At 69.9% G+C, this 13,399-nt stretch carries 14 protein-coding genes; 7 read left to right on the top strand and 7 right to left on the bottom strand.

The window, feature by feature from the left end:
* Positions 1–3: 3 nt before the first annotated feature.
* Together H0B56_RS21925 and H0B56_RS21920 are read right to left on the bottom strand one after the other, a co-directional pair.
* The gene (locus H0B56_RS21925; RefSeq protein ID WP_180895019.1) at positions 4–177 is read right to left on the bottom strand and encodes a hypothetical protein; all 174 of its coding nucleotides are present in this window, start codon (positions 175–177) and stop codon (positions 4–6) included.
* Positions 178–385: 208 nt separating this feature from the next.
* A complete protein-coding gene (locus H0B56_RS21920; RefSeq protein ID WP_180895018.1) occupies positions 386–895 on the bottom strand; it encodes a mycothiol transferase in 510 nt (169 codons plus the stop codon).
* Positions 896–1,381: 486 nt separating this feature from the next.
* Between H0B56_RS21920 and H0B56_RS21915 the strand changes: the two genes are divergently transcribed.
* Positions 1,382–1,879 carry a COG4315 family predicted lipoprotein gene (locus tag H0B56_RS21915; RefSeq protein ID WP_180895017.1) on the top strand — a complete coding sequence of 166 codons (498 nt, stop codon included), beginning with the start codon at positions 1,382–1,384 and terminating at the stop codon, positions 1,877–1,879.
* A 48-nt stretch (positions 1,880–1,927) separates the two neighbouring features.
* Here the strand turns inward: H0B56_RS21915 and H0B56_RS21910 are convergent, their stop codons facing one another.
* The 3 genes from H0B56_RS21910 to cysD are packed head-to-tail and all read right to left on the bottom strand — an operon-like array spanning position 1,928 to position 5,399.
* Positions 1,928–2,665 (bottom strand): 3'(2'),5'-bisphosphate nucleotidase CysQ, encoded by a 738-nt coding sequence (locus H0B56_RS21910; protein ID WP_180895016.1) that lies wholly within the window; start codon positions 2,663–2,665, stop codon positions 1,928–1,930.
* Positions 2,662–4,485, bottom strand: a complete 1,824-nt coding sequence (gene cysC, locus H0B56_RS21905; protein ID WP_180895015.1) for an adenylyl-sulfate kinase — start codon at positions 4,483–4,485, stop codon at positions 2,662–2,664. Before cysC ends, H0B56_RS21910 begins: the two co-directional genes overlap by 4 nt.
* Positions 4,485–5,399 (bottom strand): sulfate adenylyltransferase subunit CysD, encoded by a 915-nt coding sequence (cysD, locus tag H0B56_RS21900; RefSeq protein ID WP_343064001.1) that lies wholly within the window; start codon positions 5,397–5,399, stop codon positions 4,485–4,487. Before cysD ends, cysC begins: the two co-directional genes overlap by 1 nt.
* A gap of 129 nt (positions 5,400–5,528) precedes the next feature.
* Between cysD and H0B56_RS21895 the strand changes: the two genes are divergently transcribed.
* The 4 genes from H0B56_RS21895 to H0B56_RS21880 all read left to right on the top strand — a co-directional run bounded on the left by H0B56_RS21895 (position 5,529) and on the right by H0B56_RS21880 (position 9,209).
* Positions 5,529–6,008: a nuclear transport factor 2 family protein gene (locus H0B56_RS21895; protein ID WP_180895013.1), complete on the top strand. Its 480-nt coding sequence runs from the start codon at positions 5,529–5,531 to the stop codon at positions 6,006–6,008.
* Between the two features lie 63 nt (positions 6,009–6,071).
* Positions 6,072–7,250, top strand: a complete 1,179-nt coding sequence (locus H0B56_RS21890; RefSeq protein ID WP_180895012.1) for a DUF1214 domain-containing protein — start codon at positions 6,072–6,074, stop codon at positions 7,248–7,250.
* 6 nt (positions 7,251–7,256) lie between these two features.
* Complete coding sequence (locus H0B56_RS21885) at positions 7,257–8,033, top strand: SDR family oxidoreductase (RefSeq protein WP_180895011.1); 777 nt, start codon at positions 7,257–7,259, stop codon at positions 8,031–8,033.
* Between the two features lie 21 nt (positions 8,034–8,054).
* Positions 8,055–9,209, top strand: coding sequence for a sulfotransferase family protein (locus H0B56_RS21880; protein ID WP_180895010.1), 1,155 nt, complete (start codon positions 8,055–8,057; stop codon positions 9,207–9,209).
* Between the two features lie 40 nt (positions 9,210–9,249).
* On the opposite strand, the gene H0B56_RS21875 is transcribed toward H0B56_RS21880, so the two are convergent.
* Positions 9,250–10,137 carry a transglycosylase SLT domain-containing protein gene (locus H0B56_RS21875; RefSeq protein ID WP_180895009.1) on the bottom strand — a complete coding sequence of 296 codons (888 nt, stop codon included), beginning with the start codon at positions 10,135–10,137 and terminating at the stop codon, positions 9,250–9,252.
* A 68-nt stretch (positions 10,138–10,205) separates the two neighbouring features.
* A complete protein-coding gene (locus H0B56_RS21870; RefSeq protein WP_246361432.1) occupies positions 10,206–12,185 on the bottom strand; it encodes a Stk1 family PASTA domain-containing Ser/Thr kinase in 1,980 nt (659 codons plus the stop codon).
* A 240-nt stretch (positions 12,186–12,425) separates the two neighbouring features.
* On the opposite strand from H0B56_RS21870, the gene H0B56_RS21865 reads away from it, so the two are divergent.
* Both H0B56_RS21865 and H0B56_RS21860 read left to right on the top strand, forming a co-directional pair.
* Entirely contained in the window at positions 12,426–12,770 is a 345-nt protein-coding gene (locus H0B56_RS21865; protein ID WP_180895007.1) for a hypothetical protein, read from the top strand.
* Positions 12,771–12,873: 103 nt separating this feature from the next.
* Positions 12,874–13,389 carry a VOC family protein gene (locus H0B56_RS21860; RefSeq protein ID WP_180895006.1) on the top strand — a complete coding sequence of 172 codons (516 nt, stop codon included), beginning with the start codon at positions 12,874–12,876 and terminating at the stop codon, positions 13,387–13,389.
* The last annotated feature ends 10 nt before the right edge of the window (positions 13,390–13,399 follow it).

Genomic DNA, 13,399 nt, shown 5'->3' with positions numbered 1-13,399 from the left:
GGGTCAGGTGGCGCTCAGCGGACGCTCCGCGCCGTCCTGCCCGTCGGGCTCCTGCTGGCGAACCGCCTCGACGAGCTCCTGGGGGTTGAGGTGCGCTGTGTCGTCGATGCCGACGTCGTGTGCCCGCTCGGCGAGTTCCGCCTGATCGAGCTCTCCCGGGTTCTCGTATGTCCTCATCTCCGCCCCTCGCTGCGTCGACCACGCCGAACCGGCTCGCGTCGCGGCCGCCGTTCGGTGTCGCACCGGACGGGAACGCCTGGCACATACGTACCGCCGTGCCGCCCGTGAGCCTCGGGTCGTGACGCATGGCGGTACCTCCCGCACCGGTCCGTACGTCCGGGCTACCCGCTCGACCGGCTCACGACACCCACGGAGCGCGCCGTGCTCACCGCCGCGACAGCAAACCCCTCAGGAAGGCGGCCTGGCCCGCGTGCTGCAGGTCGTCGCCGATCACGCTGACCAGTCGCACGCCGAGCGTCACCGGGGGGTCCCAGCCTTCGTCGATGACCTGCGCCAGGTCGGCATCGGCCAGGCCGGAGACGAACGCGACGGTCTGCTCGTGCACCGCGTCGTGATAGCCGGTGAGCAGCTTCGGCGAGTCCACCCGCACGGCGGCCACGTCCTCGCTGGTGTGCCCGTATCCGATGGATTCGTCCGGCAGTGCCAAGCCGAACCGGTGCGACCACCCGTGTGCGGTCCACACCTGCTCGAACCCCGCGGCATCGGCGATGTGGTCGTCCTGCACCCGGGTCAGGTGCCACACCAGCCAGGTGATCGAGTTGGCCTCGCTGTCGATACGCGCGTTCAGCGTCTCGGCGGGGAGGCCGCCGACGGCCTCGTGCACGGCCTCCCGGATCCGGCCGAACGCGTCGGTGAGCAAGTCTGCGCTGGTCATTGATGGCTCCACCTGTGTAGTCGACGGGGGCTGCGTTCCCGATTGTGCCGCGACCCCCTGACAGGTGGCGGCCATCGGCACGTGACGACGTTCGGCAGGGTGATTCGCGGGGTCGTTCCCCCGGTGCTGCCGGGGCCGCTGACGTCGCCGGGCGATGTCGCCCGCGCAAGCCGCGGTACGGGCCGGCACCTGGAGCCGTGGCCGACCACCATGGTGTTCGTACGGCAGCTGCGGGAACCGATGAGGCACGTCAGTATCGGGTGCCGGCCCGTGCCGATCGATCCCCGGCGAGGCACGCGGTGCCGGGATGGACGGCGGGGAGCGACCCCGGTCCGATCGCGGCGCTCGTCCGAGTTGCCCGGATCCCCGCGGGGTTCTAACGTCGTTGAGTGAGTTCGGGTGGGTGTGGCCGAAGGCCTCCGATACCCGCGCACGGCGTCCGTGCCGACCGGCCGCCGTATGCTCCGCATCGCATGGAGGACGATCATGAACCGCTGGAGGAGCAGCGTCGTGGGCGTGCTGTCCGCGGCAGCACTGACCGCGGCGCTCGGCGCGTGTGGTGGGGACGGCAACGGCACGGACCCGGGAACCCAGCAGGAGGGTGCGGAGTCCGCGGAATCCACCGTCGTCACATCCGACTCGGAGGTCGGCACGATCCTCACCGACGGCCAGGGAAACACGCTGTACCTGTTCACCGAGGACTCGTCGGGCACGAGCGCGTGCGAGGACGACTGCCTGAAGGCGTGGCCGATCCTCGAGGGCGAGGCCGAGGCGGGCGAAGGCGTCCAAGCCGAGCGTCTCGATACGATCGAGCGCCCGGACGGGACGGTGCAGGCGACCTACAACGACTGGCCGCTGTACTACTACGCGGAGGACGCCGGGCCCGGCGATCTGAAGGGTCAGGGCGTCAACGACGCCTGGTGGGTGGTCGCCCCCAGTGGCAACGCCATCCATCAGATGCCCGGGAGCGACTCCGGCTACTGAGGGCTCGGCCAGGGCCATGCCGGTCGAGGTCGTGCACCGGCAGGGCGGTTATCCGCGCCGGATACTCGCCATGATCGGCCCGGCCAGCTCGGGCCGGCAGATGAGTACGTCCGGCAGGTACGGGTCGGGCCGGTTGTAGCGCAGCGTGCTGCCGTCGATGCGGGAGGCGTGCAGCCCGGCGTGCGCGGCGACGCCCGCAGGGGCCGCCGAGTCCCATTCGTACTGGCCGCCGGCGTGCACGAACGCGTCGACGTCGCCGCGCAGCACGGCAGCGGCCTTCGCGCCTGCCGAGCCCATCGGTACGAGCGTGCCGCCCAGGTCGGTCACCAGGGACCCGGCACAGGCCGGCGGCCGGGACTCGCTCACCGCGATCCGCGGCGACCCGGGTTCGGATGCTGCCGTGCTCCTGCGGAGGCTGTCGCCGCTGCTGTACACGACGTCGAGGGCGGGGACGGCGACCGCGGCAGCGGTGATCTCCCTGCCGCGTTCCCACAACGCGACGTGCACGGCCCAGTCGGTGCGGTGCGGTTGGGCGTACTCCCTCGTGCCGTCGAGCGGGTCGATGATCCACACCCTGTCGGCCCCGAGGCGTGCCGGGTCGTCTGCGGACTCCTCGGACAGCACCGCGTCGGCGGGACGGGCGCGTGCGAGCTGGTCGAGCAGGAAGGCATCGGCGCTCGCGTCGCCGCGCGCGCCGAGCTCGGTGGCGCCGCTTCCGCGCAGCTCGCGGAGCAGCGTACCCGCGCGCTCGGCCAGGTCGATGGCGAGTCCGATGTCGGAGTTCATCGTTCCAGGTACTCGAGCAGGATGGCGGCCTGGGTGGCCGCGTCGCCGTCCTCGGGGCGTAGCACGAGATCCGGGGTGCGGGGCGCCTCGTACGGGTCGTCGATCCCGGTGAAACCGGTGATCTCGCCCGCGCGCGCCTTGGCGTACATCCCCTTCGGGTCGCGCTCGGCACAGGTCTCCACGGGGGTGTCCACGAAGATCTCGACGAAAGGCAGGCCGTCGGCGTCGTGCGCGGCACGCACCCGGTCACGATCCTCGCGGTAGGGGCTGATCAGCGAGACCACGGCGACGACGCCCGCGTCGGCGAACAGCCGGGCGACCTCGCCCGCCCTGCGGACGTTCTCGGCCCGGTCGGCGGCGGTGAAGCCCAGCCCCGCGTTGAGCCCGTGCCGCAGGTTGTCCCCGTCGAGTACGTAGGCGGGCCGCCCTGATGCGACCAGCCTGCGTTCCAGCTCCGCCGCCACCGCGGACTTGCCGGAGCCGGACAGCCCCGTCAGCCACACGGTCATGCCCGTGGTTGCCCGTTGCTCCCGGGTGACGGCGGGCGAGTGCCACACCACGTCGGAGCCGGTCACGGCCGGGCCGGTGATCATGCCTGCCGCGACCGTGTTGTCTGTGGCCTCGTCGACGAGGATGAAGCTGCCGGTGTCGCGGTTGCGGCGGTACGGGTCGAACAGCAGCGGGTGCTGCGTGCGCATCCGGATGCGGCCGATCTCGTTGAGCGCCAGCCCTTCCGCGGTCTTGTCGCGATGCAGCGAGTCGATGTCGAGGCGGTAGTCGAGCTGCCCTACGGTGGCCCGCGTGGACCGGGTGGTGTGCTGGACGGCGTACCGGCTGCCCGGCGTGAGCTCGGACTGCTCGGTCAGCCAGCAGACCATGGCGTCGACGTCCGAGGCGACGTGGGGTCGGTTTCCCGGGCGGCAGATCAGGTCACCCCTGCTGATGTCGATGTCGTCATCGAGCTGGACGGTGACCGCCTGCGGGGCGAACGCCTCGTCGAGTGCGACGTTGCCCGGGCCCCGGACCGACCGCACCGTGGACGTGAAGCCGGACGGCAGAACCGCGACCTCGTCGCCGGGGCGAAGCGTGCCGCCTGCCATCGTTCCGGCGTAGCCGCGGAAGTCCGCATCGCGGATCACGTACTGGACGGGGAGCCGCGCGTCGATCAGGTTGCGGTCGGAGGCGGTGTGCACCTCCTCCAGCTGGTGCAGCAGCGACGTTCCCTCGTACCAGGGCATCTCGGTGCTGCGGTGCACGATGTTGTCGCCGTGCAGTGCCGAGATCGGCACGAAGCTCAGGTCGTGAATGTCCAGCTTCATCGCGAAGCGGCGGAAATCCTCGCGGATCTCGGCGAAGCGTTCCTCCGAGAAGCCGACGAGGTCCATCTTGTTCACGCACACCACCAGGTGCGGTATGCCGAGCAGGCTGGCGATGGAGGCGTGCCGCTTGGATTGCTCGAGCACGCCGTTGCGCGCGTCGACGAGCACGAGCGCGAGATCCGCTGTGGACGCTCCGGTGACCATGTTGCGGGTGTGCTGGACGTGCCCGGGCGTGTCGGCGATGATGAACTTGCGCTTGGGCGTAGCGAAGTAGCGGTACGCGACGTCGATGGTGATGCCCTGCTCGCGCTCGGCCCGCAACCCGTCGGTCAGCAGCGCGAGGTCGGGTTGATCGGCGCCGCGTTCGGCGCTGGTGCGAGCCACCGCGGCGAGCTGGTCGGTGAAGACGGCTTTCGAGTCGTGTAACAGCCTGCCGATCAGGGTGGACTTGCCGTCGTCGACGCTTCCGGCGGTCGCCAACCGGAGCAGCTGGGTGGACATCAGAAGTATCCTTCCCTCTTGCGGTCCTCCATACCTGCCTCGGAGATCCGGTCGTCGGCTCGCGTGGCGCCCCGCTCGGTGACCCGGGTAGCCGCGACCTCGGCCACCACTTCCCGCGCGGTGGTGGCGGTGGACTCGACGCAGCCGGTGCAGGTGGCGTCGCCGACGGTGCGGAAGCGGACCGTGGCGGTTTCCGGTTCCTCGCCCGGCAGGAGTGTCAGGTGCCGGGTGTGGGCCAGCAGCATGCCGTCGCGCTGGACCACAGGGCGCTGATGGGCGTAGTACAGCGCCGGCAGCTCGATGTCCTCGGCGAGGATGTAGGACCAGACGTCCAGCTCCGTCCAGTTGGACAGCGGGAACACGCGGATGTGCTCGCCCGGCCGGTGCCTGCCGTTGTAGAGGCGCCACAGCTCGGGCCGCTGGTTGCGCGGATCCCACTGGCCGAACTCGTCCCGGAAGCTGAACACGCGTTCCTTCGCCCGCGCCTTCTCCTCGTCGCGGCGCGCGCCCCCGAACACCGCGCCGAGGCCGTTCTCGGTGATCACCCGCAGCAGGGTGGTGGACTGCAGCCGGTTGCGGCCCGCTGGGTTGCCTGCCTCCTCGACGGCGCGGCCGGCGTCGATGTCGTCCTGCACGCGACCGACGATCAGCCGGAGCCCGAGCTCGGAGACCAGGCGATCGCGGAAGGAGATGACCTCGTCGAAGTTGTGGCCGGTGTCCACATGCACGACGGGGAAGGGCAGTGGGGCGGGTGCGAACGCCTTCGTGGCGAGGTGCAGCATGACCACGGAGTCCTTGCCGCCGGAGAACAGCAGGCCCGGACGCTCGAAGGTGGCCGCGACCTCACGAAAGACGTGCACCGCCTCGGCTTCGAGGGCGTGCAGATGGCTGAGCTCGTAGGTTGTCGCGGTCACGATGCTCCCGTTCGCCGCTCTGGGTGTCCTCCGGGGCCACTGCTTCATCGGGCCGTGCACAGCTCCCCGGATGAACTGAAGCTAGAACTTGTTCTTGTATTGGGTCAAGTAGTGCGGGATGCTCGGGGTATGGATGTAGCGACCCTGGAACGGATTCGCAACTTAAAGTACAGGTACCTGCGTTGTATCGACCTGAAGCGGTGGGACGAACTCGGTGACACGTTCACCGAGGATGCCGTCGCCCGCTACGGCACGGAGGCGCTCGGTGAGCCGCTCGAACTCGACGGGCGGGACGCGATCGTGGCCTTCATGCGGGACAACCTCGGGCCGGACATCATCACCGTGCACGCGGCCAAACATCCCGAGATCACCGTGGATGGGGACACCGCGACGGGCCTGTGGGCGTTCGAGGACACGGTGATCGCCACCGAGTACCGCGTGGTCATCCGCGGGGCCGCGTACTACGAGGACAGCTACCGGCGCTGCTCCGATGGCGCCTGGCGGATCGCCGCGACCGGCTACGAGCGGATCTACGAGTTCACCCACTCGCTCGACGACATGCCGAGCCTGCGGTTCACGGCGAACCGGTGGGCGGAGGTCGCGCATTGACCATTCACTAGAACTCGTTCTAGTCTCAGTGCGTCCGACGCCATCCGGTCCGAGGAGTTGTCCGTGGTCACCAAGCCTTTCGCGGATGCGGTCGCCGAGGCCGAGGAGATCATCAAGAGCGCACCGCACGTGCGTACCGAGCAGGACCTGGCCGAGGGATACGACTATCTCGCGGGCAGTATCCGGGCGTCGCTACAGATGGCCTGGGCCTACGAGCGTGACTTCCCGTTCTTCGTCACCTCGACCGGCCCGCACACCAAGCTCGGCCTGGACAACCCGGACACCCTGTACTTCCATGCCTACCTGCGCGACGACGCCGAGTACGTGGTGACGGGTACCCGCGGCAGCACGGCCGATCTGAGCTTCCAGGTGCTGGGCGGGGACTACACCCCCGCGGAGTCGCCGGACAGCGTCACCGCGTTCGACGACCGCGACATCGACATCGCCGCGGACGGCAGCTATGAAGTGCGGTTCGGCCCGGAGCCGAGCAGGGGAAGGAGCAACTACGTCACCCTCGGCGCCGGCTCGGCCATGCTGGTGGTGCGGGAGGCCTACAGCGACTGGAGCGCCGAGCGCAGCGGGCGGATCCGCATCCACCGCGCCGACACCCTCGGCTCGTCCCCCGAGCCGACCAGCACGCGGCTGACTGCCAAGCGCTACGAGGTCGCGGGAAAGATGCTGGTGAACCGGCTCAAGACCTTCCTCGCCTTTCCCGAATGGCACTACCTGCACCTTCCGGTCAACACCATGACCGAACCGCGGCCGACACCCGGCGGCCTCACGACGCAGTACTCCGCCGTGGGCCACTACGAGCTGGACGACGACCGGGTCATGGTGATCACCGTTCCCGCGGCCTCCAAAGAGGACGCCCCGTACCAGGGGTTCCAGCTCGGCAGCATGTGGTACATCTCCCTGGACTACATCAACCACCAGACCAGCCTCACTGCCGACCAGGCCAGGGTGGACCCGGACGGCAGGATCCGCTACGTGGTCAGCGAGCGCGACCCAGGGCTCGCCAACTGGGTCGAGCGGACCGGGCACAGCCGCGGGTACCTGCAGATCCGCTGGCAGCGGCTTGCCAGGGACCTCGGTCCCGCCGACGGCCCCGAGGTCGAGGTTCTCGCGTTCGACGAGCTGCCGGAACGGCTGCCGTACTACGAGCGGCAGCGGGTCACCGGTGAGGAGTGGGCCGAACGCATAGCGCAACGGCAGAAGGATGTCGCGGCACGGATGCTGGGGTGAGCGGGCATGCTGCTGGACGGCAAGGTCGTCGTGATCTCCGGGGTCGGTTCCGGGCTCGGCCGCGCCATCGCGGTGCAGTGCGCGAGGGCCGGTGCCGACGTCGTGCTCGCCGCGCGTACCGAGTCCCGGCTCACGGATGTGGCCGGGGAGGTCGCCGACCTCGGGCGCCGTGCGCTGAGCGTGCCGACCGACATCACCGACGACGCGGCCTGCCAGAACCTGCTGGATTCCAGCCTCACCCAGTTCGGGCGGGTGGACGCGCTCGTCAACAACGCCTTCGCCATGCCGCCGCTGAGCGACCTCGCCACCATCGACCTCGACGACGTACGGAGCGCGATGGATGTCAACGTGCTGGCCGCGCTGCGGCTGACGCGGATGTTCGCCCCCGCGCTCGCCGAGCGATCCGGTTCCGCCGTCATGATCAACTCAGCGGTGCTGCGGCACTCCCGGCGCACGTTCGGTGCCTACAAGCTGGCCAAGTCCGGGTTGCTCTCGCTCGCCCAGAGCCTGGCCGCCGAGCTCGGGCCACGCGGGATCCGGGTGAACTCGGTCGCGCCCGGCTACATCTGGGGCGACAACCTCAAGTGGTACTTCGACTACCTGGCCAGCAAACGCGGGGTCACCCCGCAGGACATCTATGACGAGACAGCGGAAACGCTCGACCTGCGTGCCCTCCCGGAACCCGAGGAGATCGCCGACACCGTGGTGTTCCTGGCCTCGTCCCTGGCACGGGTGGTCACGGGGCAGTGCCTGGACGTCAACGGCGGCGAGTACCACCACTAGCCACAAAGGAACCGGTCAACGATGACAGCAGTGCGAGACAGCGTCGGCACGGTCGAGGACCTGCACGAGTCGGCGATGCGGCTCACCGGGCTCGACGACTTCGGCACGGACGACTACACGGACGGCCTGCGGGTCCTGCTCGACTCGTATGCCAGAGACGCGCGGCTGACCCCGCGCGGCAACAAGATCAAGCGGTCGTTCCTGCGCGGGGCGCTGGTGGCGAGGCTGCTGGCCGAACAGGCGTGGAAGCAGTACCCGGAACACGCCGACGTCCGGATCGAACGTCCGATCTTCGTCACCGGCCTGCCCCGCACCGGAACGACCGCGCTGCACCGGCTGCTCACGGCCGACCCGGCGAACCAGGGACTGGAGCTGTGGCTCGCCGAGATGCCGCAACCCCGGCCGCCGCGGGAAACCTGGGACGACAATCCGATCTTCCAGCAGATCCAGGCGGGATGCGAGCAGCACCATATCGAGCATCCCGAGTTCATGGGACTGCACTACGTGTCGGCGGACATGGTCGAGGAATGCTGGCAGCTGCTGCGCCAGTCGCTGCGCTCGCTGTCCTACGAGTGCCTCGCGCACGTGCCGACCTACTCGGCATGGCTCGCCGAGCAGGACTGGACGCCTGCCTACCAGCGGCACCGGCGGAACCTTCAGCTGATCGGGCTGCCCGACGCGCATCGCAGGTGGGTGCTGAAGAACCCTAGCCACCTGTTCTCGCTGGACGCGCTGATGGCGACCTACCCCGACGCGCTGGTGATCCAGACACACCGCTCACCGCGCACCGCCATCGCCTCGGTGTGCAGCCTGGCCGCACACGCCACCGAGGGATGGTCGGAACGGTTCACCGGTGACGTGATCGGTCGCGACCAGCTCGAGCTGTGGAGCAGGGGGTTGCGGCGGTTCACCGCGGAGCGTGCCAAGCACGACCCGGCACAGTTCTGCGACGTCGCCTACGAGGACTTCGTCGCCGACCCTGTCGGCACCGTCGAGGGAATCTACACCCACTTCGGGCTGGAGATGAGCCAGCGGGCCCGCGACGCGATGCTGCGGATGCAGCGCGAGAGCACCTCGGGAGCTCGCAAGCCCGCACACCGCTACGCGCTCGCCGACTTCGGGCTGACCGGGGAGGACGTCGACGCACGCTTCGCCGAAACAGCTGACCTCGGCTGAGCCGGGCAGGCCGTCCGGCGTCGGGGCAGGCACGGCCGTGTCAGGTTCCGTAGCCCTCTTCCAGGACGACGTCTCCGTCGTCGGTGCGGAAGTAGACGCGCCACCGGTGGTAGGTGTCCGCGTAGTGGTCCGCGAGCCGCATGGCCTCGGCGTGCGCCAGGATCGCGGCCACGTAGTGCTCGCTGCGGTTGTACGCGAACAGGGCCTGCCGGAGGTTGTCCGGGGCGCCGCTGGCGGACAGGTAGCGTCCGGCGCCCATGATCGCGTCCCGCGGGTCGTGCACGTCGCCGTCGCCGTAGGCCTGCCATGTCTCGGGCACGAACTGCATCGGCCCTTGGGCACCCGCGTAGCTGTCGCCGTGAATGCGTCCGAACCGGGTTTCGACCAGGTGAATGGCCGCCAGCACGGACCAGTGAACACCGTGGGCCTGTTCGGCCTCCTCGTAGTAGCCACGTAGCTCGTCGAGCGGCGGTGGCGGATGGATCTCCCAGCCGGACGGAACGTCGGACTCCGGGGTGTGCAGCTGCCGCAGCTGCCGTACGGCGCGGAACGTGGCGTCGAACGTCTCCCGGAAGGCATCCGGGAGGGCGTTCCGGACCGGCTCGCGCCACTCCGGGTTGGCCGCCAGGTCACGGTAGGCCTGTTGGTGCGCGTGCGCCCACCGGGTGCGCTCGGCTTCGGGCGTGCCGGGATCGGCAAGGGCTCGCTCGGCGTCGCCGAGAACCTCAGCGAGGTCGTCCGGGCCGGGGAACGGTGCGATCCGTCGCGGGGGCTCCGGCGAGGGGTCCGATTCGGCCGGTGAGGTCGCGGTCTGTTGCGACGTCGCGGTCGGGGTCGGCGTCGAGTCGCCGTCCGGGGCGGAACCGCACCCGGACAGCGCCGCCGCGAGCGCGAGCAGCAGCATCAAGGTCGTCGCACGTCGAGCCACTGCGGGCAGCATAGTCGCTGTGCAGGCGTGCGGGACAGCACGAGGACAGTGCGCGTGGCCGGCCGGCTCTACCGCTCGTCGGGATTCTCGGGAGCGGAACCGGGCGGTGGCTCGGAGCTCGCGGCCGGAGGGCTCGTGGTGTGGTGGTCGCCGTCGTCCGTGTCGTCACTCGTGTCGCCGGCCTCGGGGGCGTCGGTGTCGAGCCTGCGTTCATAGCGGCCGATGTAGAGGGTGACGGTGCGGTCGGCGCGCACGGACCGGTCGGCCGACGGGATGGTGGAGGTGACCCTGCCGTGCTCGGCCGAGTCCCCGACGGCCCGCCGTCGAGTCTTGACCTTGCCACTGTGCCCGGCGTCGTCGAGTGCGGAGCGGGCCGCGCCCTCGGTCAGGCCCACCACATCGGGCATGTCGAAGCGCTCGTTGCCACCGCGGGAGACGCGCAGGGTGACCTCGGATCCCTCGACGGCCTCGCCACGGCGTGGCGACTGCCCCACGACGGTGTCCTCGGGCTCGGCCGAGTCCACATCCTCGCGAACGACGTCGAACCCCGCGCTTTCCAGCCCGGTGCGGGCGACGCGGTAGCTCTTGCCGACGTAGTCGGTGACCTCGACCATCTCGGGTTCGTCGTAGATCGACAGCGTGACGACCTGGCCTTGCTCGGTGACCGAACCCGGTTCGGGCGTGTGCTCGGCTACCTGCCCCGTGCGGTCGGGGTCGGAGTTGTCCACCTTCTCCTTGGCAGGGTCCAGCAGGAGGTCGTTGTCCTCGATCTCCTGCTCCGCCTCCTCCACGGTCATCTCGGTGAGGTCGGGCATGACGAACACCTCGGGCGGGGCGCCCACGTGGACGACGATCCGGGTGTTGAGCGGATGCGATGTGCCGTGTTCGGGGTCGGTGCGGATCACCCTGCCGACGGAGTCGCCATCGCAGGGCGGTTCCGCCCCGTAGGTTTCCGGCCAGCACGGTACGGCCTGACGTTCCAGGTCATGGAAGCCGGCCTCGCGCAGGCTACGCTCGGCCGAGCTGTACTGCTGGCCGACCACGACCGGAATCTCGGCGTCGTGCTCTCCCGAGTCGAACAGGCCCGCCAGCCACATGGCGAACGCGATCGCCGCGATCGCCACCGCCGCGAGCACCGGGACCAGCCGGCTGCGCCGCTCGGGTTCGTCCTCCTCGGCCGCGGCCGAGGAGGACGAACCGGGAGCCGCCGCATGTCCGTGCCCCGACAGCACCCGCACGAGGTCCGCGCGCAGCGCCAGGGCGGACTGGTACCGCCTGTCGGGGTGGTCGGCGAGCGCGGTCAGGATCACCGCGTCGAGGGTGCGCGGTACAGCGGTATCGACCGAGGACGGCGGCCTGTGATCCTGCTGGACATGCTCCCCGGCAGGTCCGTTCGCCGGGTCGAGCGCGCTGGGGTCCGTGCCGGTGAGGAGCTGGAAGAGCAGCGCGCCGACGGCGTGGACGTCGCTGCGTTCGTCGGCCGGCCGTCCCCGCAGCTGCTCGGGGGAGGTGTGCGCGGTGGGGCCGCCCGCCTCACCGGTTGACCGGGCCGGTGTGTGATCGCCGGCTACGGTGCCGGTCAGGCCGAAGTCCGTCACCATGACCGTCCCACCCCTGCCGAGTATCACGGACCGGTCGTCGACGGCGCCGTGCACGACGCCGTGCCGGTGCGCGTGGTCCAGCGCGACGCAGACGTCCGCGATGATCTTCAGGGCCTGTTGCTGGGCGACGGGACCGTTGGCGGCGATCACCTCGCGCAGCGTCCTGCCGTCGATGTCGTCGGTCACGAGGTAGGGCCGCGGCCCTTCCGGGGTGTCGCGTTCGCCGGTGCCGCGCACCGGAACGATCGCGGGGTGGTCGAGGGTCGCGGCGATACGCGCCTGCCGCAGGAACCACTCACGCGTGTCCTGGTCGCCCGCCAGATCCGAGCGCAGCGCCTTGACCACGACATCGCGTTCGAGCTGCATGTCGTGGCCGCGGTAGACCTCGGTCACGCTACCGGTGCCGAGGTGCTGGCTCAGCTCGTAGCGCTCGAAGAATCGGTCCATGACGCTCACGGGGACTCACTGGGCCCATTCCAGCGATGGCACTGTCATGGGCACGTACCTCCTGTTCCCGGCATTCCTACCAGGTAAACGAGTGCGCCCCGGGAATCATCACTCTTCCGCGCCGATCGGATCGTGTCGCGCCACCCGGCCGCGCGGGCCGTCATCGGCGATGGATGTGCGCGATTCCCGCCGCGCTCGGCCGGGTACGGCAAGCGTAGCTGCTGGTATGGTCAGGGCCTTATGGATGCCCCTGCCCTCTGCCAGCTCTGCGCACGCGCCGAGAGCGCGCGGCAACACCGCGCACCCGGCCCGTCGGGACCGATCTGCGCGAGCTGCATCGAGGCCGGTCTCCACGCGGTCTCGTCCGGTGCGGACGAGGGGGCGGCCGATGACGCGTTGCCCGTGCGCCTCGGCAGGCACGACACCACGGCGTGCGAGTCGTGCGAGCGCAGCTCCCGCGACTCGTTTCTCGGCTTCCGCCGGCGCTCGCTGGCCAGGGTGACGTTCCCCCGTAGCGGAACGGTGCTGTGCGCTGAGTGCCTGGACAGCAGCGGTGACCTGATCAACCGCGCGGTTCGCGGCTGAGGCCGCGCAGCGCCTGACCCGTCACCGCGACCGGCGTGCCGGGCGGGCGTCCCACAGCTACCGTGGGTAGCAGCCGCGGAGGTCGCCGATCGAGGAGCGCATCATGCCGCAACCCGCAGGCGCCGAGCTGGACGCCATTCGCGCCCGCAGGGAGGAGCTGCGCGCGACGTACCTGCACCCGAGGGGCGAGCGTGGGACGAGTCCGGTGGGTGGGTTCCACCATGTCGCGCTGATCTGCCGCGACGTGGCGACCACGATCGAGTTCTACCAGGAATTCCTGGGGTTCCCGCTGGTCGAGCTGGTCGAGAACCGGGACTACGCGGGCTCGAGTCACTTCTTCTTCGACGTCGGCAACGGCAACCTGCTCGGGTTCTTCGACTTCCCCGGACATGACCATCCCGAGTTCCGGGAGACGATCGGCGCGGTACAGCACATCGCGCTATCGACATCCGCGGAGAACTTCGCGGCCATGAAGGCGAAGCTCGACGAAGCGGGCGTCGACTACCTCGGTCCGGATCGGGGCGTCGAGGACAGCCTCTACATCCGTGATCCCAACGGCGTCGGCCTCGAGTTCTATCGCGAAGACCTCGGTGTCTTCGACGGCGACCCGCTCACCTGACGCATCCGCG

The sequence above is a fragment of the Haloechinothrix aidingensis genome (genome assembly GCF_013450155.1).
GTDB lineage: Bacteria > Actinomycetota > Actinomycetes > Mycobacteriales > Pseudonocardiaceae > Haloechinothrix > Haloechinothrix aidingensis.
The sequence above is the reverse complement of the archived record's forward strand: the minus strand, read 5'-3'. Positions and strand labels throughout refer to the sequence as shown.